This is a genomic window from Streptomyces sp. NBC_00435, from assembly GCF_036014235.1.
In the GTDB taxonomy this organism is placed as follows: domain Bacteria; phylum Actinomycetota; class Actinomycetes; order Streptomycetales; family Streptomycetaceae; genus Streptomyces.
The window spans coordinates 4,414,504-4,439,021 of the sequence record NZ_CP107924.1; the positions used below are offsets into that span (position 1 = coordinate 4,414,504).

Genomic DNA, 24,518 nt, shown 5'->3' on the forward strand with positions numbered 1-24,518 from the left:
CCGGCGCCAATGGCACCGGGGCCCCGAAGGAACTACTACACCATCCACCGGCCCTGACACCGCGCCGGCCTGCTGTTCGCGCCGATCCGCCGCTACACGAGAAGGGCCCGACCGGCGTGTGCCGGTCGGGCCCTTCTGTCCGTTCGTCTGTCCTTCTGTCCGTCCGACCGGCTGACGTCGATCAGATGGTCAGGCGGTCAGGCGATCAGGCGGTCATGACGGTCAGGCGGTCATGGGGACGCCGAGCATCGCGGAGACCTGCTCGAGCGGGCTGAGGATGCGAGGGGGCACGGCGGTCCGGGGGACGCCGCGGCAGGTGAAGCCGAGCTGGGTCATGGCGCGGAGGACCTCGCCGATGCTGAAGTCGCGGCGGTCCTGACGGGTGATGACCTGGCCGACCTGCTTGACGGGGTAGACGCGGCGGCCGATGATCACGGACTCGCCGAGGACCTCCTCCGGCTTGACGTCCTTCATCGATTCCAGGACGCCGCTCTTGGTCAGGTCGAACGGGAAACGGGCGATGACGCAGCGCATGGTGCCTCACAGAGGGAAGAGGTGAATGGTCCGGCCGCGGTGGGGTGGTTCGACGTACGGGACGAACGGCCCGCGGCCGCCGGGGTCGGCGTCCTGACCGAGTGGCCCTCAGGCCGCGGCGTCGAAGGCGGACTGCCGCACGCTCACGCGCCGGGCCGCCGAAACGGAACTGCGGCGACCGCGGGAGGTGGCGCTGCGCTTGGGCCGCTCGGAGACCGGCGCGGTGATGGTGACCGGGATGCCGGAGGGGGCCTGGGCGCCGGTGATGCGGTGCAGCGCCTCTTCACCGGAGCGGACCTGGGTGGTCTGGGGGACGATCCCGGCGGCGGCCATGAGGCGGGTCATGTCGCGGCGCTGGTTGGGGGTGACGAGGGTGACGACGCTGCCGGACTCGCCGGCGCGGGCGGTGCGGCCGCCGCGGTGCAGGTAGTCCTTGTGGTCGGTCGGCGGGTCCACGTTGACGACGAGGTCGAGGTTGTCGACGTGGATGCCGCGGGCCGCGACGTTCGTGGCGACCAGGACGGTGACGTGGCCGGTCTTGAACTGGGCCAGGGTACGGGTCCGCTGGGGCTGCGACTTGCCCCCGTGCAGGGCGGCCGCGCGGACCCCGCTGCCGAGGAGGTCCTGGGTGAGGCGGTCCACGGCGTGCTTGGTGTCGAGGAACATGATCACCCGGCCGTCGCGGGCGGCGATCTCGGTCGTGGCGGCCTGCTTGTCGGCGCCGTGGACGTACAGGACGTGGTGTTCCATCGTGGTGACCGCGCCCTGCGAGGGGTCGACGGAGTGGACGACGGGGTCGGTGAGGTAGCGGCGGACCAGGAGGTCGACGTTGCGGTCGAGGGTGGCGGAGAACAGCATCCGCTGGCCCTCGGGACGCACCTGGTCCAGGAGTGCGGTGACCTGGGGCATGAAGCCCATGTCGGCCATCTGGTCGGCTTCGTCGAGAACGGTGACGGCGACCTGGTTCAGCCGGCAGTCGCCGCGGTCGATGAGGTCCTTGAGCCGGCCGGGCGTGGCCACGACGACCTCCGTGCCGTTCCGCAGCGCGTTGGCCTGACGGCCGATGGGCATCCCGCCGACGACGGTGGCCAGGCGCAGCTTCACGGCGCGGGCGTAGGGAGTCAGGGCTTCGGTGACCTGCTGGGCGAGTTCCCGGGTGGGGACCAGGACCAGTGCCAGGGGCTGGCGGGGCTCGGCGCGCTGACCGGCCGTACGGGCCAGCAGCGCCAGGCCGAAGGCGAGCGTCTTGCCGGAACCGGTACGGCCGCGGCCCAGGACGTTCCGGCCCGCGAGGGAGTTCGGCAGTGTCGCGCCCTGGATCGGGAACGGCACCGACACTCCCTGGGTGCCGAGCGCGGCCAGCAGCTCCGCGGGCATGTCGAGCGCGGCGAACGCCTCGACCGCGGGCAGCGCGGGAGTGATCGTCTTCGGCAGGGCGAACTCGCCCTGCAGCGCGGCGGGTCGCCGGCCGTAGCCGCCCGAGCGGTTCTGGCCCCCCGAGCGGCTCGGGGCGGACGAACCGAACCGACCGCCCCGGCCAGAACCAGAACCGGAACCGGAGCTGAATGCGGAGGCGCCGGTACGGCCGCGGGTACGGGAGGAGCGGTCGTTCGTACGTGTGGGGTTCATCGAGAACCTTCCTTGATACGGCGCGTATCAAGGAATTCCCGCAGCGGAAGGGCAGCGCGGGGAATCTCGAGAACGGGCCGAACGAAATTCGAAATGCGAAATCCGAAATGGAGCCGGGCGCGCGGAGAATTGATGGCGGCGCAGGCGATGGAATCGGTGACGCCTCTGAAGATCTTTTTCGCGCAGGAGGAACCACTGCGGGAAATGCTTGTAGCTGGGGCCCGCACCCCGAGGGATGCGGGCCCCAGCTACAAGATGTGCGTCAGCGTCAGGCGGGAACGATGTTCTCGGCCGTCGGGCCCTTCTGGCCCTGCGCGATGTCGAAGGTGACCTTCTGGCCCTCGAGCAGCTCGCGGAAACCCTGGGCGGCGATGTTCGAGAAGTGGGCGAAGACGTCGTCGCCGCCACCGTCCTGCTCGATGAAGCCGAAACCCTTTGCCGCGTTGAACCACTTCACGGTGCCAGCAGCCATGTCATATCTCCTTGGGGCAGTACACCAACATCCGCACGGTACGGACACCGTGTCGCCGCGATGATGCCCCGCCCGGAAAATGGCCCGGAAATATGAAGCGCGTCCACGGCGGCACGAAAGCCGACCGGAGGCGCCTGAAGTTTTTGGGTACCAAAACTGCAACCGAGATCGACAGTAGCACGCCGCAATGACTTGTGTGTGTTAAATATTTCGACCTTGTGCGCCGCGGCAAAAACCCTCTCTGCGAGATCCATTAAACTCTCGAACCGCGGGCACAGATATTGATTCACCCCGGGCACAGAGTGAGGGGGAGCGTCAGGTCTCGTCGGCGTGGGTACCGGCGCCCACCGCGGTTCTGCTGGCGGCCAGCCAGGAGCGGGCGGGGCCGGCGGGTTTCGCCGTGTCCACGGTGAGGTGGAGGCGGGTGTCGCCGTCGAGACCGGGGTAGCTGCGCTGTTCGGCGCCGGCGAAGCAGTGGCGAAGCGCCTCCGCGACCGCGCGAGCGGCTTCGGGGGTGTGCGCGACGATCCGCACCTCGGCGTGGGCGAGCGACGGGAGTATCCGGGTCTCGATGGACTTCATACGGGCGTGTTCCCTTCGGTCCTGTTCGATGAACCAGCCCACGTGCAGGGTCTGGCCGGGCACGGGAACCGTGTGCGGGACGACGGACCAGAGGGTGGGGTTCACGGCGACGGGTCGAAGGTCGTGCTCATGTACTCCCGGTTCCTCCACGGTACTCCGGTCCGCGGTCGGGCCGTGACCCGTTCAGGCGGCGGTCTCCGCTCGCGCACCGCTCCGGGTCTCCTGCCGTACGACACGGCGGCGCCGGGACGGGACGCCCATGGTCGGGTTGGCGACGCCCCAGGCCGCGCCCTTGCAGATCAGTTCCTTGTAGAAGGCGGCCGTGCGGCCCGTCAGCGCCCTGTCGACCGCCTGGTCGTCGGCGCTGACGAACTGGATCAGACCCTCCTTGCGGCCGAGCGAGATGCACTGCTGGGCGTAGCGGATGTCGACGTCGGGGACCTTGGTGCCGGCGAGACGGGCGGCGATGGCGTCGGCGGCCTGCCAGGCCATGGGGACGCCCGAGGCGCAGGACATGCGCAGGGGCTTGCCGCCGGGGCCCGTCGCCGACGCCGCGTCGCCCACGGCGTAGACGTCCGGGTGGGAGACGGAGCGCATCGTGCTGTCGACCACGATCTGTCCGCGGTCGGTGGTTTCCAGGGCGGTGGCCCGGGCGATCGGGTGGACGGCGAAGCCGGTGGTCCAGACGGTGACCTCGGCGGGGATGGTCCGGCCGTCGGCGGTCGTCACGCCGTCCGCCGCCACGGCGTTGACCGCGGTGTGTTCGTGGACCGTGATGCCGAGCCCGTCCACCACCTTCGTCAGGTGGGCGCGGCCCTTCTCCGAGAGCCAGTCACCGAGGGCGCCGCGGGCGGCCAGGGCGACGTCGAGGTCCGGGCGGGCCTCGGCGATCTCGGTCGCGGCCTCCAGCCCGGTCAGGCCGCCGCCGACCACGACGACGGACCGGCCGGCGTCCAGGGCGGCCAGGCGCTCGCGGAGGCGCAGGGCGCCGGGGCGGCTGGAGACCTCGTGGGCGTGGTCGGCGGTGCCCGGGACGCCCCCGTCGTCCCAGCCGCTGCCGAGGGCGTAGACCAGGGTGTCGTAGGCCAGTTGCTCCCGTTCGGGGCCGTTCGCGGCGGTGACGGTCACCGTCCGGCGGTCCACGTCCACGGCGGTGACCCTCGCGAGCCTCAGTTCCACGCCCGTGCCCGCGAACATCTCGCCGAACGGCCGGGGCCTGAGGTCCTGGCCGGCCGCGAGCTGGTGCAGCCGGACGCGCTCGACGAAGTCGGGCTCGGGGGTGACGAGGGTGATGGTGACGTCCTCGCGGTGCAGCCGCTTGGCGAGGCGGCCGGCGGCGAGGGCGCCGGTGTAGCCGGCTCCGAGGACGACGATGCGGTGCTCCATGTCCGTGCTCCTGTCTGGGCGGGGCTGCCGTTGTCCGGCTGGTTGCGCCCCTTGAACCGGACAGCCCCCCGTTCCCTGACAGGATCGGAACGTGACCTGCGCCACATCCTTCAAAGGGTGTGCAGCGGGGGCTCGCGGTGGTCCGCGGCGGCCCACTGCTCGGTCGCACGGACGAGCTTGTCGGGGTTGACCTGATGGCGGACGGCGGCGATGCCCTCCCCGGTTACCTCCAGGCAGGTGATCCCGACGACCCGGCCGTCCACGACCGCCACGACGGCCGGCCCGCCGTTCGCGGTCGTGGCGTAGATGTCCGGCGTGCCACCGATGTGGGCCCGCTTGGCCGGGCTGGGCTTGAACATGCCGCGCAGGAACGTGGCGACCGCGCGCACGCCCTCGAACGCCTTCGCGCGGGCCAGGACCTTCCCGCCGCCGTCGCCGACCGAAACGGCGTCCTGGGTGAGCAGGCGTACGAGGGGCTCGGTACGGCCGCTGGTCGCCGCGGCCAGGAACTCCTCGACGATCCTCAGGGCGGTGGCCTCGTCGATCTCGGTGCGTGCCCTGCCGTCCGCGATGTGCTTCTTGGCCCGGTGGTAGATCTGCTGGCTGGCGGTCTCGGTGATCTCCAGGATCTCGGCGATCTCCCGGTGCGGGTACTCGAAGGCCTCGCGCAGCACGTACACCGCCCGCTCGCCCGGCGACAGGCGCTCCAGCAGGACGAGGACGGCGTACGACACCGATTCGCGCTGCTCGGCGGTGTCGGCCGGGCCGAGCATCGGGTCCCCGGCGAGCAGTGGCTCGGGCAGCCACCGCCCCACGTACGTCTCGCGCCGGGCACGCGCCGAAGCGAGCAGGTTGAGGCACCAGTTGGTGAGAACCTTCGTCAGCCAGGCCTCGGGCACCTCGATCCGCCCGATGTCGGCCGCCTGCCACCGCAGGAACGTTTCCTGAACGGCGTCCTCCGCCTCACTCGCAGAGCCGAGCAGCCGGTAGGCGATGGCCTCCAGCCGGGGCCTGGCGGTCTCGAAGCGCTCCACGTCACTGGTGATCAGGGCCATGCCACTGATCCTAGGCCGCGCCGGGGGCGGACCGGCAGGGCGGACGCCGCTCTCCGCCGTGCCGTGCCGCGGGCCTCAGGGCCTGCCGTCGAACTCCCGTCTGCCGCGCGGCGGCTGCTAACTTGGCCCGTTCCGTTCTCGATCAACTCGTATTCCTGGGGGAACTTTCCCGTGCTCGACCACCTGCGCCTGTCCGTAGTCGCCGCCGCCGGCCTCACCGCCGCCCTCACCCTCACGGGCTGCGGCAGCTCCGACCCGGCCCCGGCCAAGAAGGATTCCCCCGTCGTCGCCCCGGCCCCCGCCGCCAGCCCGTCGGACGGCGGCGCGGCCAAGGCCGGCACCCTGGACGGCGGCTGGATCTCCACGCAGAACCCGGGCAAGGGCGTCGTGCTCACGGTCAAGGGACAGGCGGCGTTCGTAGTCGAGGCCGCCACCGGTCTGACCTGCGAGGGCACCAGCGACGGCACCGTCATCGACCTGAAGTGCCCGGCGGGCGCGACCCGTTCGAAGGGCAAGGTCGACTCCGTCGACGCCACCACCCTGAAGGTCACCTGGGAAGGCCCCGCCGGCACGGACACCTTCCAGCGCAGCGGGGGCAAGCTTCCCTCCCTCCCGGCCCTCCCGACCAAGAAGTAGCGCGCCTGCTCCTCGGTTCAAGGTGTGGGGCGCGATGGCCGAAGGAGGGGGTAGCCGCTGTTCCCGTCGAAACGGAGTTCCCGTGCGCCGTCCCCTTCCGCTTCCGGCTCCCCTTCCGCTCCTGCGCCCCGTCCTGGTCGCCGCCCTGCTGCTCGCCGCGCCCGTCGCGCTGGCGCCCGTCGCGCACGCCGACCAGGGGACCGGTCTCAGCGCCCCGCGGGCGGCCGAGGTCGGTACGTACATCGTGACCCTCGTCCCCGGCGCCGATCCCGCACAGGTGATGCGCGAGACCGGCGTCACGGAGGTCCGCTACGTCTACCGCAGCGTGGTACGGGGCTTCGCCGCCGAGCTGAACGAGGCGCAGCTGACGGCGGTGCGGGCGCACCCCGACGTCACCGGCGTCGAGAGGGACGGCGGGGTCGTCGGGGCGCCCGTCCAGCCGTGGGGCTGGGGCGGCTGACTCGGAGGTTCGATCAGATCGCCGCGCGATAGAAGTACGTGCGGCGTGAGCTGATCATGCCGTCATCGATGCGGTAGTGGTCGGAGAACCGTTCGGCAAGGCGCTCACCCGCCCGGCTCAGGCCCTGGAAGCTTCCCCAGCACGCCAGTGAGTCGTTGCCGGCCATGACTTCCTCGACCCGGTGCACACCGGACTCGATGATCCGCTCCTCGCGGTAGAACCGCTCGATGTCGGCGAGCCCGACGAGGGCGGGATATCCAGGCCGGTGGTACACGCAGTCCGCGGCGAAGACGCGGCCGAGTTCATGCCAGCGGCGGCCGTCGATGACGGAGAAGAGCCGACGGGTGAAGTCGTGGGGCCAGTGCGGCGTCCCGGCGGTCGTCACGTCCACGAGACCACGGTGTGGTCGTCGATGAATCCCAGGATCCCCGACAGGGTGGTGCGGCGCACCGTAGGGTCGGTCTCGGGCTCCACGGCGTGCACATGGGCACCGTTGAAGAAGTAGACGTCACCCGGCGCGATGTCGAGCTGCAGGGACTCGATCCCGTCCAGATGCCGCAGGGGATAGGGCGAACCGGTGTGCACCAGGCCCAGTCGCTCACGTACGGCGTCGTCGGGCCGGGTGTTCCACACCACGAGGCGCCCCGCGGAGCCGTTCTCCAGGCACAGGTTCATCGCCCCGACGGGGCGCCCCTTCACCCGCTGGATCTCGAAGTCCGCCTGCCTGGGCTCGCCGCACTGGGCCTCGTCCTCGTGCGGGGCGAGGGCGAACCGGCCCGTGGCGTGCCAGGAACGCAGCAGTGCGGTGCCGGCCTCGCGCCCGTCGTGGCGCGCCGAGCGGAACCGTACGCCTTCGGCCGCGAGGGCGTCGGCGAGGCCGGAGCGAATGGACGTCAGCGGGTCGTGGGGCGTGCCGAGGATCTCGTCGAGTCCGGGCCGGGCGGCGCTCGCCTCGTCGAGGTAGTCGCGGGTGGTCTTGTGGTAGTGGTACGAACCCACGTACTGCCCGGGCGCGTCCGCGCCCCGGGTGCGGCGCGCAGGGCTGTTCCAGAAGCGCTCCGTGATGCGGGCGCACTCCGCGGCGGGGATCAGGCCGCGGAACACCACACCGAGGACGCGGCCGCGCAACACGTCGACCACCGCTTCCGGGGAGAACCGCCGGTACTCGCGGAAGGCGAAGTCCGTCTTGATCGCTGTGCCTCTCCCGGCGGCGCGGACGGTGCCGTCGCGTCGTCGGTCCGGGGACGCGGTGGTGATCCGGACGGTGTCCAGGACCTCCGTGCAGCGGCGCTCGGCAGCGGTCACGTCCTCGCCGGCCGCGAGCACGTAGGAGGCGACCTTGTCGCGGCTGACACCGTCGACGACGGCGGCCACGTCGTCACCGACCGCGAGGCCGATCCTCAGTCGCAGGCCGGGGTCGTCGGCGGGTACCGCCTTCACACCTGAGACGGCGATCACCCGGCCAGGCTCGGGCAGGATGTGCCTCATCGCAGCCCCCTTGGTGCCGAGGTCCGTCAGGTCGGGCATCGGCTCCAGGCCCAGCGGCACGGCGATGGACATGCGGGACACGTCGACGCCGAATGCCATCTCCATGAGTTCGTGGATCCGCTCGCCGCCGATGCGGTTGTGCGACTCGATGACGCGGGGGCCCCACGGCGTCAGGCGTACCTCGGTGTGCGTAGGACCCTCGGTGAGGCCGACCGCCTCGATCAGCCGGTGCACGGTGCGGTGGATCGCCTCGACCGCGTCCGGCGCGATGGCGGCCGGCATGGAGTGGCCGAGCTCGTAGTACGCCGGGTGCAGCAAGGTGTTGGTGATCGTGATGACCTGGTGACGTCCGTCGGCGCAGAACCCCTCGACGCTGAACTCCGGACCTTCCAGATACTCCTCGGCCAGCGCCTCGTCGCGTCCCGTGGCGGTCAGCCGCCGCCAGCCCTCCTTGGCGCCTTCGGTGTCGTCCACGCGAAAGACGCCGATGCTGCCCGCCGAGTCGGTCGGCTTGACGAAGACGGGGCCCCCGATCCGGCCGCGGAAGTCGTCCAGTTCGGCCGCGCTGTACACCGTCAGGTGGCGCACCGTGTCCAGGTCCGTGCCGGCGAGGTGCCGGCGCATGGCGGCCTTGTCCTTCAACAGCCTTACGGATGCGACGGAGTTGCCGCCGAGGTCGAGTAGTTCGTTGATCCGCGCGGCCGGGACGAGACCGTTCTCGGTGAGCGAGAACACCCGCCGGAAGGGCGACTGACGGTGCCGCTCGACGATGAGCCGTTCCACCGTGTCGTATGCGTTCTTGAAGTCGACCTCGAGGATCTCGGCGCAGTAGTCCTCGGCGCCCGGGGGCACCGCGCCCGGGTTGTGGATCAGCACCACTTCGAGGCCGAGGTCGTGCGCGGCCCGCAGGGGTTCGATGAGTCCGCCGATGATTGCGATGCGCCCGACGCTGCTGCTCATGATTCGTGTCCTGTCCTGGGCGAGTTGTGGATGGTTTCCATATCGAGGAATTCGGCTATGTGCGCGGCCAGTTCCGGCTGGTCGAGCACGGCTGCGTCATGGCCGAGGTCGCTGCCGGTCTCGTGGTGGTGGGCCGCCTCGACTCCCCGTGCGGCGAGTTCGGCGGCGATGTGCGCGCTGTGTTCGCGGCTGAAGCGCCGGTCGCCGCGCAGGCTGACCAGCAGCACCCGTGGCGGACGGAGCATCGTCGTCACCGCCGTGGGACGGGAGAACGCGTCGAAGCGGTCCACCGCGCCGAGCAGCGTGAGATAGGCATTCGCGTCGAACCGCCGGACGAACTTCCCGCCCTGGTGGTCCAGGTAGGAGCCAAGGGCTTGGGGCCCTCGCCGGGATCCCGTGGCCGAGGGCCCGAAACGGCGTTCCAGTTCCGCCTCCGACAGATACGTCAGGTGGCCGATCATGCGCGCGGTGGCCAGGCCGGCGCGCGGGCCGCTGCCCGGCACGTAGGCGCCGCCCCGGTGGTCCGGGTCGCTGAGGATGGCGTGGCGAGCGACGGCGTTCCACGCGCGGTTGTCCGCGGAGGGGCGGGCGGTGCCTGCGATGACGACGAACCGGTCGGCGTCGCCGGGGTGGTCGAGCAGCCACTGGAGTGCCTGACAGCCGCCCATGGACGCGCCGACGACCGCGTGCAGCCGGTCGATGCCGAGGGCCGCGAGGAGTCTGCGGTGCACCGTGACCATGTCGGCGATCTCCACGTCCGGGAATCGCGCTCCCCACGGGGAGTCGTCGACGGCGAGGGACGCGGCTCCCGTGGTGCCCGAGCAGCCGCCCAGCACATTGGCGCAGATGACGAAGTAGCGGCGGGTGTCGATGGGCCGGCCGGGGCCGACCATCACGTCCCACCAGCCCGGGCTGTCCTGCGGCCCGTTCGCGGCCACATGGGCGTCGCAGGTCAGGGGGTGACAGATGAAGATCGCGTTGGAGCCGTCATAGGTGCCGTAGGTTTCGTAGGCTACGTCGACGGGCGCGAGGTGCGTGTTGGCACGCAGCGTCATGGGCGTGGTCCGGTCGGCGACTCGCATGAGCTTGGGCATGGGTGGTTCCCGTTCTGGTGGCGCCGACGGTCACAGGGCTTCGATGCGATCGATGCGCAGATCGCGCTCGATGCGCTTGATGCGCCGGCGATCGAGCTCCATACGGTCGTGGTCACGGTCGGCGAGCACGACCCGGCCGAGCACCGAGAACACGTCCGAGGTCATCCGGACCAGGCCGTCCGGCGGCACGGCGACGGTCGAGCGCACCGCCGTGGGCAGGTCCGCGAGGCCGCTCAGCGAATCCGGGTTGCGGATGACTCCCGACCGAGGGGCCGTCACGAAGACCGACATCACGTGCTGCAGCAGGCGGTAGCCCGACGTGTCCCGGTGGCGGCCGTTGAAGAAGTCGACGAGGCGGTCGAGTTGGCTGCGGCCGGTGGCCAGGCCGGACAGGTAACCCATCTGTCCGCCGGCGAGCCGGGGGTTCAGCTCGATGAGCACGGGCCCCTCCGGACGCAGCATGATCTCCGCGTGCATGGGGCCGAACCGGACACCGAGGGCATCCAGCACCCCGCGCGCGTACGGCAGGAGCTGCCGGCACGCCGGGTCGTCCGGCGCGACGAACTCGACCGAGTCGTAGATGCCGACAATGGAGCCGCAGGAGCGCTTGGTGTAGCGGGTGACGCCGCAGATCTCGTGGACACCGCCGACCGAGAAGGTGTCGACGCTGTACTCCGTTCCCTGGGCGCACTCCTGGACGAGGACGGCCTGCTCGACATCGCCCAGCGCATTGCGCCGACCGGCCATCGCCTCGAAGGCCGTACGCAGTTGATCGCCCGGGCGCACCCTGCGGACGGCGTCGGTGCCCGCGCTGCGCGCCGGTTTCACGATCACCCAGGGGGCGTCGGCAAGCCCGTTGTCCCGCAGCCACCGCTCCACCTCGGCGAAGACCGGCGTGTGGACCTGACGCAGGGAGGCCAGGCCGGCCCGGGCGAGGACGTGCTGAGTGACCGCCTTGTCCCGGCGGGACGCGGACAGGGCCGCGGAGTTGGCGTACTCGGGAAAGTGGCTCGCGCACAGCGCGTCGGTGAGTTCGCTCCCGGTCTCCAGGCCCGTCACCACCCCGACGGCGCGCAGCCGCCGCAGCCGTCGACCGAGTTCGGCGACGTCGCCGGTGTACCTGACCTGGTGGTCGAAATCCTGGGGCCGCCAGGTGTGGGCCACCGGGCCGGGCGGCTGGTCGGCCGTGGTGACGGCGACGCAGGACCAGCCGTGTTCACGGAACGCGGGGGCGATGAGCGCCCCGGGCCCGTAGGGGTCCACCACGGCGAGGACGGGTGCGGACGTGGTCATCGAAGTTCCGATCTGTCTTCTGCCCCGCGTCGTCGTACGCCGGGTCCGAGGTGTGGTGCGCCGCGCTCGGGATCGCCGGGCCTCCCCTCGCAGGGGAAGGCGGCGGCATCGCACTCTTGAGGTCCGGCGACGGGGCCCGCTGCCGCACCCGGTCAGAACGCCCCGTCGCACCCCTGCCGGTGAACTGCCCCGCGCACTGGGTGGGTGCATGGGGAATTCGCGGCGCCCGAAGGCGTGATTCCTTTGTGATTCGACATCGGTACCGATTGGCCCGCTGCGGTACGTGACGCCACGGAATTGGATGCGAAACCGTGCGCAATCTCCTTTTGGAACACCCCAAAAGGATCGCGACGCAGTGAGCTTCTCTCGACAGCTTCATCCGTACAAGAGTTGAAGGTGCTCATGATGTGACATTGCAGGAGGCTGCACCTGAACGAAGCGCGTGAATGGGGCGCCGGCTGCCGCAACTGGCGGCGCGCTCGGCCCGTCCCCGGCACCGAGCAGGGCCAAGCCAGTTGACGTGGGGGACGCCGTAGGGGCCGTCCGATTGCTGGTGGACCCAGGTGTCCGGCCGGCGAGCCTCGTGTCGGTGGTCGCCCCGGCGCGGCCTTCGCGGCCCCGCTTGCGCACGGTCGCCACATCCGGGTCGGGGTCGTTCAGTGCGTCGGGACCGGCTCCCTTCAGGATCCTGCAATGCCACTTCATGGTCCATTGCCTTCATTGCCGTGCCGCCGCTCCCTGGGCAATTCTTGTTTCAGCGAGCAGACAGACGCTTCGGATCGACTGAGGGAAACCTCCGGTCAACTCCGACTCGTTCTTGCTGATTCGTATGGATAGGGGAGCCGGTCGGCTCCCCCTGTGAAAGGAATAATCATGGACGTTCAGGACACGAAGAACATCGAGATCGTCGAGGAGAAGTCGGTGCTCGAGGACATCGAGATGCTGGCCTGGCCGCGCAACCTGGCCGTTGTCCCCGCGGACGTCCTCGACCTGGTCTAACACAGGGACGAGGGGCGGGTCGGCGCGCCCATCGGGCCGCCGGCCCGCCCCGCCTCTGAAGCGTGACATCGCGACGGATTCGCAGAAAGACATCTCCCATGAAGATCACCATTAGAACTCCGCATCTCACCGTGGTGGATGACTTTCTCGGCGAGGCCGAATTCGCATCGCTGGCGACCTCACTGCAGTTCCTGTCCTATCGCCCCATGCATTCCAAGGAATGGGTCAAGGCGTACGGGCTGTCATCGGCCCCGGTCCTGCAGAGCGAGCTGGCCACCCGGGGTCGGGTGGACTCCACTCCTCCGGGGATGAGCCGGGTGGGAGAGCTCGTCGAACGCATCGCCCGGCCGGACGAAGCGCTCCAGGACAGTTACCCGCGGGGGATCACCGGCAAGGGGTCCACCGTCACGGGCCGCACGGTGCTGTCCGGGGTGGGGGCCGGTCTGAACTGGCACAACGACGCCGAGAGCCTGCTGGGTGCCTACGTCTTCTACGGGCATCCGCGATGGGGTTCCTCGTGGGGCGGAGAGCTGTTCGTCCTCGCCGAGGACGGAGCGGGTGGCCGTGACGGGACCGGGGAATCCGATGGCCGGCCCCGGGAGGTCAACGGTGACCTGGGGCCCGACTTCATGCTCGACGTACGTGCCGAGCAGTACAGGAACGACATCGGGCACGGCATCTTCGTCTCCGCCCGCCCCAACCGTCTGGTCCTGCTCACCTCCCAGGTGCACCACCGGGTCGCGCCGGTGACGCCCAACGCGGGAGACCAGCCCAGGACGGCTGTCGTCGGCTTCTTCGTATCGGACGCGGGTCCCTCCTGAGGAGCTCCCTTGCTTCGTCCCAACTCCCAGCTCGGATTCGTGATTCAGTGACACCGCAAGCGATGATTCAGGACGCGCTCGACCAGGCGATCGTGGAGGCAGGTACCAGCGGAAACATCGTGGTGCTGCTCGTCGACAAGGGACGCGAAACCTTGGTCGAATGGGGACCGGGACATGCCGGCGTGTCACCGGCGGAGCAGTACTACCAGCTGGGTTCGATCTCGAAGTTCGTCACCGCGGCAGCATGTCTCGTCCTCGACGGGCAGGGCGATCTGAGTCTCGACGAGCCGATGCGGTTCGTCGACCATCTGATTCCCCGATATCTGGGTCAGAGGGTCTCCCTCACACCCCGCCAGGTCCTCCATCACGTGACGGGCCTCAACGTACGCAGTGTTCCCGGATACGCGCGCGATGAGACGGTTCCGACCGTGGCCGAGATCATCGCCGGTAAAGGGCGGTCTCCGGCGCTCGCCTTCACCGGGATACCGACGGGCCGTGTCGCCTACTGCAGCGGCGCCTTCGCGCTTCTTCAGGAAGAGCTCGGGCAGGGACGCGACCTCGCTGGACTCCTCCCGGACGCGATCCGCGGAATCTCCCCCGGTGCGGCCGTACTGTCCGATTCGCTCGACGGACCGGTGAACCCTTTCCTGGCAAAGGGTTTCATCAATCCGGCGATACCCGTTCCGCACGGCTCCCTCCACTACCCCGAGACATGCGCCAGCGGTCTCTGGGCGCGTCCGGGGGACCTCATGACGCTGCTCGTCGACATCGCGGCCCACCTGCGGGGTGATGGCGGCAACGGAACGGTGAGCAGCCGGATCCGTGGAGACCTGCTCTCCCGCCGTCTCCATCCGAAGATGGCGATGTCCACCCTGGTCGACGAGGACAAAGAAGGACGGACGTACTACCACCACCAAGGGGCCAGCGCCGGATTCACCACAGAATTCGCGAGCTACCCCCAGGAGGACGTACACATCGTCGCCGTGGCAACGGCCGCGGTCACTCCGCCGGAGCTGCGCACGGTGGTCAAGCAGGCGCTCGCCACGACATCGGTGGGCACCCCGACAGCACCCGCGGGGAGTGTGCTTCCGGCGGAGAGTGCGACGTCGCCGGACAGCCGCAGCGAGGACACCGGGACCTATGCCGGCGACTGCCTCGGAGCCGAGGTCGCGGCGGACGTCGCCACGGTGCGCACCCGGAGCGGGTTCGAGCTCGAGCTGCGCAGGACGGCCGCCCATGTGTACGCGGTGCCCGGAGAGCAGTACCCCAGATGTGTGATCGACGGAGACCGGATGCGATTCAGCGACGGCTCCCGTCTGTACAGGCTCAGCCGCTCCTCGGCCTCCGGATCCTGAGAAAGGTCGGTAACTTCGGTGCCAGAACTCCTTGTGCTGACCAGAATCCAGGGCGGCTGGGACCTCTTCCAGACCAGCTACGTCGAGGCCGCCCGGGCGCTGAGGAGAAACCCCGGACAGCTCGCGGACCTCTGGGCGGAACGCCGTCGTGCGGTGGGGCTGCACCCGCTCTCCGATGACCTGCGGGAGCTCTACGGCGCCCAGATCGAGCGGAGTCGTGCCGCCATGGAAAGGCTGGCCCCCCCTCTGCTGCAGAGGTACGCCGGCCAGGCCGTGCCGCTGATCGAACATTCCTGGCTGCGGAGCATTCCCCTGCGGAGCAGCGCGGTCGAGGCGGCGCGGGTCGTGCTGAAGGAGCTCTCGCTCCCGGACGAGGAAGCACTGGCCACGGTCAGCAGCCCACCGGGCGGCGGACCGGCCGGCCGGACCGCCAAGACGGCCACCGGATTTCGCATCCTGGCCACCGACGACGGCACCACGTCGTCCCTCGCGGTGCTCCTCCACGAGCTGGGGCACTTCCTCTACGAAGCCGATCCCGGGCCGGGTCCGACCGAGGGCATCGTGCACTACGTCGAATCCGAGGCCGCAGCGCTGGCCCTCGGGCGGGTGGGGTTCGACAGGTACCTCGCCGCGCTCCCGGACGCCGGCGAGAGGCGGCGGCTCTGGGCCTCGTACTGCCACACCGAAGCCTGGCTGAACCACTTCTACTTCTTGACGGAGGCCGCTGAGCTGGGCCTCTGCGAGCCGCCTCCGGGCACGGTGGACATGCTCTACCTCCGGGACACGTACAGCAGCACGGTCGGATACCAGTTCGTGTACGCCGCGGCATCGAGTCTCATGGCCGATCGCCCGGAGCAGCTCGTCACCCGGCTCGCCCCGGATCGCGGCCCGCACGCCGCCGCCACCCGCACAGGAGAGGAGATGACCTCCACATGGTGATCGATCACGTAGGACAGGACCCCCAGGACGAGGTCGCGGCGCGCTTCTCCAGCAAGATCGACCGGAGCAAGGTCGTCCAGCAGACCGGAGAAGGAGTCTGGTTGGTCCTCGGCCATCCAGAGGCAGTACAGCTCCTGAGGGACCGCACCGTGAGCAGCATGACCAGGAAGCCCGGCCGCGGCATCTGGGAGCAGGTCTCCTCGCGCTTCTTCATGTTCAAGGACGCCCAGCAGCACATGCGGCTGCGGCGCATGGTCAGCGACTGCTTCACACCCGCCCGCCTGGCGGAGCTGAAGGCCGGTATCCGAAAGGCGACCGGGGAGCGCCTGGACCGGCTCGACGAGGTCGCCTCGGCCGGGGGCCGGCAGACCGACATCATGGCGACGGTGGCCTACCCGGTCGCGTCGGATGCCATCTGCCGTCTGTTGGGCGTGTCCCCGGTCGAGGGCGCCTTCCTCGGTCAGTGGGCCGTCTCCCTGTCCCGGCACACCAGCGACGAGCAGTTCAACCGAAGCGCCGATGAGATCCTGGCCTTCTTCCAGGAACAGCTGTCCGCCCACCGCAGGGCCCCCGGGGGATCGGGGCTGTTGCCGATCATGGCCGAGCGGGCCGCTGCCGCGGGCATCGACGACGACGAACTCCTCGCCACCTGCATCCTGCTGGTGGTCGCGGGCTTCGAGACGAGCGCGAACTTCTTCGGGAACATGCTCCTGTCGCTGCTGTGGCGTCGTGATCGGTTCGAGCGGCTGGTAGCCGACGAGGCACTGGTCGCGCCGGCGATCGAGGAGCTCCTGCGGCTGCACAGCCCGGCGCACGTGGTGATGCGCAGGACGACCGAGGACACCGTCGTGGGAGACACGGTCATACCGGCCGAGGCCCAGGTCGCCGTACTGCTGGGGCTGTGCAACCGGGATCCGCGGGTCTTCGACGATCCGGACGCGTACCGCCTGGACCGCGCCTCCAATCCCCACCTCAGCTTCTCCCAGGGCCCGCACTACTGCGTGGGCGCGTCACTGGCGCGGGTCGAGCTGGAAGCGATGCTGCGCGCGGTCCTCGACCGTCTCCCCCTGCTGTCCCTCCACACGGAGCAGCCGCTGCGCTGGTCCGGCCGCTTCCTGGGCAGGGGCCTTGACCGACTGGAGGTCCTCGCGTCATGAATGCACCGAACGAAGTCACCGCCGGGAACCCGTCCGCGGTGGAACCGGCCCTGTCGTGGGGACCCCTGCGGCTGGGGCTCGGCGGCAACCGCTTGGCCGGCCCCGATTCCTTCGGCCCGCCGCGCGACGAGAACGAGAGCCGCAGGGTCGTCCACCTCGCTTGTGACAGCGGGGTGGCCGTCATCGACACCGCCGACTGCTACGGCCCCTACTGGTCCGAGCGCATCATCGGAGAGGCGCTGAGCCGCCGTGACTCCCGGCCGCTCGTGGCCACCAAGGTGGGTGTGGTGCGTGACGCGTCGGCCGGCTGGGCCGTTGACGCACAGCCGGATGGCCTGGCCCGGGCCGCCGAGGGCAGTCTGCGCAGGCTGAAGCTCGAAGCAGTCGATGTGCTGCAGCTGCATCACCCCTCCACCAGGATTCCTCTGGAGGCTCAGGTCGGTGCCCTGCAGGAGATACGGCGCCGCGGCCTGGCCCGTCATATCGGACTGTGCAACGTGACGCTCGAGCAGCTTCGGCTTGCCGAGCGCGAAGGGCCGATCGCCAGCGTGCAGAACCATCTGCACGCCCTGCGCATCACACCGGACGACCTGCGCCTGGTCGCGTACTGCAAGGACCGGGGCATCACCGTCATGGCCTACCAGCCTTTCGCCGAAGGTGCCTTGCTGACCGAGCCGAGGATGGTGCGAGCGGCCGAACGCAAGGGCGTTCCCGCCGCCCAGGTGGCGCTCGGTGTGCTGCTCGACCTCGGTGACCACGTGGTGCCGATTCCCGGATCGGGCTCGACGCGCCACGTGCAGGCCAATGTCGACGCCGTCGCCGACCACCTCGGCCTGGCCGGTCGCGCCTCCCGACCGGCATCGACCGATGCGGAGCAGCTGTGATGCGACTGCCCGAACGCCCGGGCCCGCGGCCCGCCACCAGTGCGACCGTGCCGCACCAGCAGCTCACCCACAACTCCGCGTACTACGTACAGCGACGGCTCCTGCACCGGTGCGAGGAGCTCGCCGGCGTCGAGGTGTCCGCCACCAGGGTGTCCGTACCGGGCGCCGTCGGCCTTCACCTCACGGAGGCGGGGGAACACGGCCGGCCGCTCGAGTTCGCGCACGCCCACCCTTCGTACGACGGCTCCTGGCACGTCAGCCTGCCGGTGGCCGAGGCGGCCTCGGTCGTCGAGGCGGGGTGGGGCGAGTACCACCCGCTCGCCGGTGACGGCCTCCCCCGGGGAACCGTCCTGCTGTTCGCACCGAGGGACGGCGAAGAGTCCGATGTCTGCTTCGACGTCCTGAAGAGCGCGCACGCTTTCGCTTCCCGCACTCTGGGGGGATCCCATGACTGACGACACCTACGGTTCCGTGTGCGTGCTGGGCGCCGGCCGTTTCGGCACGGCTCTCGCCCTGCGACTGATGGACCGCGGGGTCAGCACCCGGGTCGCGACCCGCCGTGCCGATGCCGGGACGGCCGGCCGCCCGGGCCCCCTGCTGGACCGGCGGGCCGTGCGGCCGACGCTCGAAGCGCTCGACGGAGCGGACATCGTGGTGCTCGCGCTTCCCTTCGCCGCCGCGCTGAACCTGGCGGAGAGGTTCCCCGGGTTCGCCGAGGGCCGGATCGTCGTGGACGCCACGAACCCGCTGACCGAGGAGGGCGACGGCATCGTCCTGCCTCCCGACACCAGCGGAGCGGTCGAAATCGCCCGGCGGATCCCGTACGCGCGTCTGGTCAAGGCCTTCAGCACCTGCACCACCGAGGACCTCGCCCACGACGGCACGGGGGCGCTCAATCTGGTGGCGGGGGACGACGAGCGGGCGAAGCAGACCGTGCTGCGACTGTCCCGTCACCTCGGTCTCGCATCGCTCGACGCCGGCGTACTGGCCCACTGCGGTGTCCTGGAAGGGATGGCGCTCCTGCGCGAGGAGATCCGTCGTCGCAACCCGGCCGCCGCTGCTTCCCGCCGCCTCACGGGAGCCCTGCTCCGGCCCGACAGCGGGGTGGACTTCCCATGCTGAACTGGGGATTCATCGGGGCCGGCCGTGCGGCCCGGGCCGCCATGGCACCGGCTGTGCACCAGTCCCGGCTGGGTACCCTGCGGATCGCGGCCGCCAGGGAACTGCGGCGGGCCGAGCTCCTCTCCCCCCAGAAGGCGACCACCGACTACGCGGACGTGCTGGCGGACGACGCCGTGGACGTCGTGTACATCAGCCTGAGCAACGAGAGCCACCTGGCCTGGTGCGTCAAGGCGCTCGAGGCGGGCAAGCACGTGCTGTGCGAAAAGCCGCTCGCGCTGTCGCCCGCGCAGGTGGACCTGATCGCGGAAGCCGCCGCCCGGGCGGGCCGCACCGTCTCGGAGGCCATGTGGTACCGGTGGCACCCACGGATGCGTGCGGCGGAACGGATAGCCGGGTCCTTCGGCCACGGAGCGCACATCGAGGCGACTTTCGCCGTGCACCGGGCGGACTACGGCAACTACCGGTGGGACCCGGCGCGGGGCGGCGGCGCACTCTACGACCTGGGCGGCTACGTTCTGAGCGCGGTACTGGCCGTGAACGGCTGGCAGGCGCCCCGGATCGTATCGAGTGCCATGACCACCGGCCCGACCGGCATCGACACGAGCACCGCGGCATCACTGGCATGGGACAACGGCGCGACGGCCGAGATCCACGTGTCGTTCACGGCGGAACGGCCGCGTGAGGTCCTCGACCTGCGCGGAACCGGGGGGCGGCTCTCGCTGCCCGACTGGCCGTTCTCCGCGGTGGCCCGGGACACCGTTCACCTGGTGCACCGCGACGCATCCGGCCGGGAGACGGTGACGGAGTACTGCGACGTCAACTCCTACCGCCTGATGGTGGACGAGTTCAATCGTGTGGTGGGCGGCGAACCCGGCTGGACGATGCCGCTCGCCGAGTCCCGTGCCGTCGCCGCACTGTCCGAAGCCGTGGCTCGCGAAGCCTCATCGAAGGAGAACTGACCATGGACCCCACACCCAGCAGACGGCCCTTCCGGAAACTGTGGGCAGCCACCGCGACATCGAATCTCTCAGACGGAATAAGCCTCGCCGCGGCGCCCCTGCTCGCGGCCACCGTGACCCACGACCCGGCGCTGATCGCCGGCATCACCGTGGCGCAGAGGGCCCCGTGGCTGGTCCTGGCCTTCATATCCGGAGCCCTCGCGGACCGGCTGGACCGAAAGCGCGTCGCGCAGGCGGCGAACTGGATCCGCGTCGCCGCGTTCATGACCCTCGCGCTGGCGGTGCTCGGCGACGCCGTCTCCATGCCGCTGCTCTACGCGGTCTTCTTCGCCATCGGGACGGCCGAGACGCTCTACGACAGTTCGTCGTCCGCGTGGCTTCCGACCCTGGTGGCCCCGGACGACCTGGGCCGGGCCAACGGACGGCTGCAGACCACGTTCGTCGTCTGCAACGAGTTCGTCGGACCGCCGATGGGCGGATTCCTCTTCGCCTCCGCGGCCGCGGCCCCGTTCGTGCTCGGAGCCGGCGGATATCTGGCCGCCGTCGGCCTGCTGGCGCTGATCCCCTCGGCCACCCGGCACCGGCGGGAGCCGTCCGCGGAGCCCCTGACGGTCAAGGCCATCGCCGCGGACATCGCCGTCGGCGCGCGGTGGTACTGGGCGTCGCCGACGCTGCGGTCGCTGAGCGTCGTCGCAGCGATGGGCAACGCCGTCAGCGCCGCCACCTACGGCATCCTCGTACTCCTCGCCACGGACGTGCTGGGTGTCACCTCGAGCTGGTACGGCGTACTGCTCGCGGCCGGTGCCATCGGCGCGGTCATCGGCGGCCTCGTGGCCGGCAAGGTCGGCGAGTGGATGCCGCTGGGCACGCTGATCCTGGTGACGAACCTGCTGTCGGCCGCATCCACCATCGGCATGGGACTGGCGATCAGCCCGGCGGCCACCGTCGCCTTCATGGCGCTGGACGGCTTCGTCGTCCTGATCCAGACCATCCAGGTCGTCACCCTCCGACAGCAGATCGTGCCGAACGAACTGATGGGCCGCGTCACCGCGGCGTACCGGTCCGTCGCCGTGGGTGCTTTCACCGTCGGAGGGCTAGCGGGCGGCCTGGTGGCGAAGTTCTTCGGAATCCCGGCCGCCTTCTACGTCGGTGGTACCGCCATGGCGCTCACTGCCGTCGCGGTCCTGCCCGTGCTGAACAACAAGCGCCTCGCCCAGGTGAAAAAAGAGGCAGCAGATCCGGAAGAGACTTCCGACTCCGATTCGATCAAGGAGGATGAAAGTGAAGGAATTCACTCTCGATGACCTGGTCCGCATCCTGCGGGAATGCGCCGACCAAGACGTCTGGACCGAAATCGAGCTGGGCGCCGACATAGCGGACGAGGGCTTCGACAGCCTGGGGTACGACTCGCTGTCGCTGTTCAACACACTGACGCGCATCGAGAACGAATTCGGAGTCGAGCTCTCGTTCGACATCGTGTACACGGCCGCGACCCCAGGGACCCTGGTGAAGGTGGTCAACGAAGCTCTTCCGAACAAGGCGTAAGAGAGAGGGGGGCAGGGAAATGTGCGGAATCGCCGGGTGGGTGGACTTCGGACGCGATGTGTCGGAGCGGCACGAAGAGATCCGGAACATGACCGATACGCTGGCCTGCCGCGGCCCGGACGCGGAGGGGATGTGGACGGCTCCCCACGTAGCGCTGGGACACCGCCGGCTCGCCATTATCGACCTCGACGGCGGTCGGCAGCCGATGACGGACGAGCACGCCGGCCGTGAGCGCGTGACGCTCACGTTCTGCGGAGAGGTCTACAACTTCTCCGAGCTCCGTACCGAGCTGGTCGGCCACGGCCACAGGTTCCGCACGCGCAGCGACACCGAAGTGGTGCTCCGCGCCTATCTCCAATGGGGCCCTTCATTCGCCGAACGCCTGAACGGGATGTTCGCGCTGGCGATCTGGGACGGCCGGAACGAGGAGCTGACCCTCGTACGCGACCGTATGGGCGTAAAGCCCCTCTATTACTTCCCCACCCCGGACGGTGTGCTCTTCGGGTCCGAACCGAAAGCGATACTGGCCCACCCGACGGTGTCCGCCCGCGTGAACTCCGATGGATTGCGCGAAGTCCTCGACATGGTGAAGACGCCGGAAGCGGCCGTCTATTCGGGCATGTACGAGGTCCGGCCCGGGCATCTCGTGCGGGTGAGCCGGAAGGGGCTGGCCAAGCACCGCTACTGGGCGCTGGAGGCCCGCGAGCACACCGACGACCTCGGTACGACGATCCGGACGGTCCGGGAGCTCCTGGAAGACACGGTCCAGCGCCAGATGGTGGCCGATGTCCCCCTGTCCTCCCTGCTCTCCGGAGGCCTGGACTCGTCCGCCATCACGGCTCTGGCCGCCCAGACGCTGGGATCGGGGCGGCTGAGGTCCTTCTCCGTCGACTTCGCCGAAGCCGCCGCCGGGTTCCAGCCCGATGCGGTGCGCGGCGCGGCCGATGCCCCCTACGCACGTGAGCTGGCCCGGCACGTCGATGCCGACCACACCGAAATCATCCTGGACAGCGGCGAGCTGCTCAGCCCCGCCGTACGCGCGGCCGTCCTGCGGGCCACGGACCTGCCGCCGGCGTACTGGGGTGACATGTGGCCGTCGCTCTACCTGTTGTTCAAAGCGGTGAAGCAGCACACCACCGTGGCCCTGTCGGGAGAATCGGCGGACGAACTCTTCGGCGGATACCGGTGGTTCCACAATCCGGGGGCCGTACGCGCGGACACCTTCCCGTGGCTCACTTCGGGTTCGGCCCGCTATTTCGGCGGGCTTCAACTGCTCGACCGGGGGCTGGTGGAGAAGCTCGACATTCCCGGACACCGCCAGGCCCGCTATCACGAGGCCCTCAGCGAAGTGCCCGTACTGCCGGGAGAGGCCCCGGACGAACGCCGGATGAGGGAGATGAGCTACCTCAACCTCACGCGCTTCGTCCAGACCCTGCTGGACCGCAAGGACCGAATGAGCATGGCGGTCGGCCTGGAGGTCAGGGTCCCCTTCTGCGACCACCGGCTGGTCGACTACGTGTTCAACACCCCCTGGGCGATGAAGGCGTTCGACGGCCGGGAGAAGAGCCTGCTCCGCGCCGCCACGGCCGATCTGCTGCCCGCGTCCATTCTGGAACGCGTCAAGACTCCGTACCCGACCACTCAGGATCCGGCGTACGAGAGCGGTCTGCGCACCGAGATGGCCGAGATCCTCCGCGACGGCAACGCCCCGGTGCGGTCCCTGCTCGACGTGGAGAAGGTGCGGGCGGTCCTGGACCGGCCGCAGGGTGCGACCAGCCGGTCCTACGACCGGGGCAGTCTTGAGATGGCGATCTGGCTGAACAGGTGGCTCGGCTCCTACGACATCACTCTGGATCTGTGACGCCGGAGTCTCCGAGGAGGTCCGAGGTGGCCAGCAGATAGCCGAGCTGCGCCCGGTTGGTGGATCCCAGCTGCTCGGCGATCTTCGCGATGTGCGAACGGCAGGTCCGCACGCTCATGCCCAGGCGCCGGGCGATGGCCTCGTCGACGTAACCGGAGATCAGGAGCTGGCAGATGGTCCGGCGGATGCCCGGGATCACGCTGGGCTCCTCCCGGCTCCGGCTGCTGGAAGTGAGGGGGGTCCCGCGCTGCCAGGCGCGCTCGTAGACGTCCACGAGAAACGCGATGAGCGCCCGGTTGCGGACTTCGAGAGCGCTCTGCCGGTCGCTGCGGGCCGGGATGAACGCCACTTCACGGTCGAAGATGATCATCCGCTCGAAGAGCTCGTCCAGGGTCCGGACCTGCGCCGATGAGCCGGCGTCGGTGATCTGCTGGATGTAGTCCATGGTCGCAGGGTTGTAGCGCACGGTGTGCTGGTATAGCGTCCGCAGCCGAACACCGCGGCCGAGCAGGTCCCGGCTCCGCTGCAGGGCCTCGGACAGGACCGCCGAGGAGCGGCCGCCGCCGGGCTGGGCCGTCAGGAGCTCGGCGGTGCACCTCTGGGTGGCATCGTCGATGGCGGCGTTGATGGCCGGGAGGCCCTCGAGCATCACCAGGTCCGAGGTGGGGCGCTGCTGGGCGTTGTAGAGGGCCTCGATCGGGTCCAGGGCCCGCTGCAGTCCCTGGGTGACCGCCTGGCGCTGTTGGATCTCCTCCTCGATGGGGCGTACGAGCATGGCGAGGGCGTAGGACGGGCGGATGGGCGTCAGTGACTGCTCGGCGCCGGGGGCGGGCTGGAGGAGCTGCAGCCGCAGGAGGCAGGCGGGCGCGGAAAGCTGATCGGCGTGCCCGGTGCGGACGGCGTCCATGTAGTACTCGACGCCCCGCTCGCAGAGCGCGCCGCTGAGATCACACTCATTGCCCGATTCGCACGCTTCGTTCATGTTCAGCCTCCTGCAATGTCACTTCATGAGCACCTTCAACTCTTGTACGGCTGAAGCTGTCGGGAGAAGCTCTCATCCATCGCGGGTAAGGCACCCGCGAATGAGGGGGAAATGATGAAGCTTCTTCACAAGGCTACCGGGCTGGCAATCGCGCTCATTGCGCTCGTTACGGTCCTCGCAACTACCGGCCCTGCCGATCCCAATTCGGCGGGCACCGAAACTCACGCGTCTGCCAGTGCCCCCCGTCCCGCCAATGCTCCGGATCCCGGGTGGGATTAATCACTCCGCTGGGGGGCCCGGGCCGG

The 24,518-nt window shown here is 69.8% G+C and carries 25 protein-coding genes; 14 read left to right on the forward strand and 11 right to left on the reverse strand.

Features of this window, described 5'->3' with window-relative positions:
• Positions 1 to 222: 222 nt before the first annotated feature.
• From OG389_RS20285 to sigJ, 6 genes are all read right to left on the reverse strand, one after another.
• Positions 223 to 534: an SCO5918 family protein gene (locus OG389_RS20285; RefSeq protein ID WP_328299883.1), complete on the reverse strand. Its 312-nt coding sequence runs from the start codon at positions 532 to 534 to the stop codon at positions 223 to 225.
• A 108-nt stretch (positions 535 to 642) separates the two neighbouring features.
• On the reverse strand, positions 643 to 2,163 hold the full coding sequence (locus OG389_RS20290) for a DEAD/DEAH box helicase (protein WP_328299884.1): 1,521 nt from the start codon (positions 2,161 to 2,163) through the stop codon (positions 643 to 645).
• A 268-nt stretch (positions 2,164 to 2,431) separates the two neighbouring features.
• The gene (locus OG389_RS20295) at positions 2,432 to 2,635 is read right to left on the reverse strand and encodes a cold-shock protein (protein ID WP_283454069.1); all 204 of its coding nucleotides are present in this window, start codon (positions 2,633 to 2,635) and stop codon (positions 2,432 to 2,434) included.
• Between the two features lie 315 nt (positions 2,636 to 2,950).
• On the reverse strand, positions 2,951 to 3,217 hold the full coding sequence (locus tag OG389_RS20300; RefSeq protein WP_328303945.1) for a hypothetical protein: 267 nt from the start codon (positions 3,215 to 3,217) through the stop codon (positions 2,951 to 2,953).
• Positions 3,218 to 3,400: 183 nt separating this feature from the next.
• On the reverse strand, positions 3,401 to 4,603 hold the full coding sequence (locus OG389_RS20305; protein WP_328299885.1) for an NAD(P)/FAD-dependent oxidoreductase: 1,203 nt from the start codon (positions 4,601 to 4,603) through the stop codon (positions 3,401 to 3,403).
• Positions 4,604 to 4,713: 110 nt separating this feature from the next.
• Positions 4,714 to 5,658: an RNA polymerase sigma factor SigJ gene (gene sigJ / locus OG389_RS20310; RefSeq protein WP_328299886.1), complete on the reverse strand. Its 945-nt coding sequence runs from the start codon at positions 5,656 to 5,658 to the stop codon at positions 4,714 to 4,716.
• Between the two features lie 171 nt (positions 5,659 to 5,829).
• On the opposite strand from sigJ, the gene OG389_RS20315 reads away from it, so the two are divergent.
• Both OG389_RS20315 and OG389_RS20320 read left to right on the forward strand, forming a co-directional pair.
• On the forward strand, positions 5,830 to 6,294 hold the full coding sequence (locus OG389_RS20315) for a hypothetical protein (RefSeq protein ID WP_328299887.1): 465 nt from the start codon (positions 5,830 to 5,832) through the stop codon (positions 6,292 to 6,294).
• 82 nt (positions 6,295 to 6,376) lie between these two features.
• Complete coding sequence (locus tag OG389_RS20320; RefSeq protein WP_328299888.1) at positions 6,377 to 6,754, forward strand: protease inhibitor I9 family protein; 378 nt, start codon at positions 6,377 to 6,379, stop codon at positions 6,752 to 6,754.
• A gap of 13 nt (positions 6,755 to 6,767) precedes the next feature.
• Here OG389_RS20320 and OG389_RS20325 read toward each other — a convergent pair whose 3' ends face one another.
• From OG389_RS20325 to OG389_RS20340, 4 genes are read right to left on the reverse strand one after another with little or no spacing between them, the layout of a single operon-like run.
• Positions 6,768 to 7,145, reverse strand: a complete 378-nt coding sequence (locus OG389_RS20325; protein ID WP_328299889.1) for a nuclear transport factor 2 family protein — start codon at positions 7,143 to 7,145, stop codon at positions 6,768 to 6,770.
• Positions 7,136 to 9,202, reverse strand: a complete 2,067-nt coding sequence (locus OG389_RS20330; protein WP_328299890.1) for an ATP-grasp domain-containing protein — start codon at positions 9,200 to 9,202, stop codon at positions 7,136 to 7,138. Before OG389_RS20330 ends, OG389_RS20325 begins: the two co-directional genes overlap by 10 nt.
• Positions 9,199 to 10,296 carry a homoserine O-acetyltransferase MetX gene (gene metX, locus OG389_RS20335; RefSeq protein ID WP_328299891.1) on the reverse strand — a complete coding sequence of 366 codons (1,098 nt, stop codon included), beginning with the start codon at positions 10,294 to 10,296 and terminating at the stop codon, positions 9,199 to 9,201. Before metX ends, OG389_RS20330 begins: the two co-directional genes overlap by 4 nt.
• A 30-nt stretch (positions 10,297 to 10,326) precedes the next feature.
• A complete protein-coding gene (locus tag OG389_RS20340) occupies positions 10,327 to 11,589 on the reverse strand; it encodes an ATP-grasp domain-containing protein (protein ID WP_328299892.1) in 1,263 nt (420 codons plus the stop codon).
• Between the two features lie 873 nt (positions 11,590 to 12,462).
• Here OG389_RS20340 and OG389_RS20345 point away from each other — a divergent pair.
• From OG389_RS20345 to asnB, 12 genes are all read left to right on the forward strand, one after another.
• Entirely contained in the window at positions 12,463 to 12,588 is a 126-nt protein-coding gene (locus tag OG389_RS20345) for a hypothetical protein (protein ID WP_328299893.1), read from the forward strand.
• Between the two features lie 98 nt (positions 12,589 to 12,686).
• The gene (locus OG389_RS20350) at positions 12,687 to 13,409 is read left to right on the forward strand and encodes a 2OG-Fe(II) oxygenase (RefSeq protein ID WP_328299894.1); all 723 of its coding nucleotides are present in this window, start codon (positions 12,687 to 12,689) and stop codon (positions 13,407 to 13,409) included.
• A gap of 62 nt (positions 13,410 to 13,471) precedes the next feature.
• Positions 13,472 to 14,764, forward strand: a complete 1,293-nt coding sequence (locus OG389_RS20355; RefSeq protein ID WP_328299895.1) for a serine hydrolase domain-containing protein — start codon at positions 13,472 to 13,474, stop codon at positions 14,762 to 14,764.
• Between the two features lie 33 nt (positions 14,765 to 14,797).
• A complete protein-coding gene (locus OG389_RS20360) occupies positions 14,798 to 15,703 on the forward strand; it encodes a hypothetical protein (protein ID WP_328299896.1) in 906 nt (301 codons plus the stop codon).
• Entirely contained in the window at positions 15,697 to 16,860 is a 1,164-nt protein-coding gene (locus OG389_RS20365) for a cytochrome P450 (RefSeq protein ID WP_328299897.1), read from the forward strand. Before OG389_RS20360 ends, OG389_RS20365 begins: the two co-directional genes overlap by 7 nt.
• Complete coding sequence (locus tag OG389_RS20370; protein WP_328299898.1) at positions 16,857 to 17,744, forward strand: aldo/keto reductase; 888 nt, start codon at positions 16,857 to 16,859, stop codon at positions 17,742 to 17,744. Before OG389_RS20365 ends, OG389_RS20370 begins: the two co-directional genes overlap by 4 nt.
• A complete protein-coding gene (locus OG389_RS20375; RefSeq protein ID WP_328299899.1) occupies positions 17,744 to 18,199 on the forward strand; it encodes a luciferase domain-containing protein in 456 nt (151 codons plus the stop codon). The genes OG389_RS20370 and OG389_RS20375 overlap by 1 nt, the downstream gene beginning before the upstream one ends.
• Entirely contained in the window at positions 18,192 to 18,866 is a 675-nt protein-coding gene (locus OG389_RS20380) for an NADPH-dependent F420 reductase (RefSeq protein WP_328299900.1), read from the forward strand. The genes OG389_RS20375 and OG389_RS20380 overlap by 8 nt, the downstream gene beginning before the upstream one ends.
• Positions 18,860 to 19,825 (forward strand): Gfo/Idh/MocA family protein, encoded by a 966-nt coding sequence (locus OG389_RS20385; protein WP_328299901.1) that lies wholly within the window; start codon positions 18,860 to 18,862, stop codon positions 19,823 to 19,825. Before OG389_RS20380 ends, OG389_RS20385 begins: the two co-directional genes overlap by 7 nt.
• Positions 19,826 to 19,827: 2 nt before the next feature.
• Positions 19,828 to 21,129 (forward strand): MFS transporter, encoded by a 1,302-nt coding sequence (locus OG389_RS20390; protein WP_328299902.1) that lies wholly within the window; start codon positions 19,828 to 19,830, stop codon positions 21,127 to 21,129.
• Positions 21,107 to 21,370, forward strand: a complete 264-nt coding sequence (locus tag OG389_RS20395; protein WP_443059316.1) for an acyl carrier protein — start codon at positions 21,107 to 21,109, stop codon at positions 21,368 to 21,370. Before OG389_RS20390 ends, OG389_RS20395 begins: the two co-directional genes overlap by 23 nt.
• Positions 21,371 to 21,389: 19 nt before the next feature.
• Positions 21,390 to 23,231 carry an asparagine synthase (glutamine-hydrolyzing) gene (asnB, locus tag OG389_RS20400; protein ID WP_328299904.1) on the forward strand — a complete coding sequence of 614 codons (1,842 nt, stop codon included), beginning with the start codon at positions 21,390 to 21,392 and terminating at the stop codon, positions 23,229 to 23,231.
• Here the strand turns inward: asnB and OG389_RS20405 are convergent.
• Entirely contained in the window at positions 23,215 to 24,213 is a 999-nt protein-coding gene (locus tag OG389_RS20405) for a helix-turn-helix transcriptional regulator (protein WP_328299905.1), read from the reverse strand. The two genes, asnB and OG389_RS20405, sit on opposite strands and share 17 nt — an antisense overlap.
• Between the last annotated feature and the right edge of the window lie 305 nt (positions 24,214 to 24,518).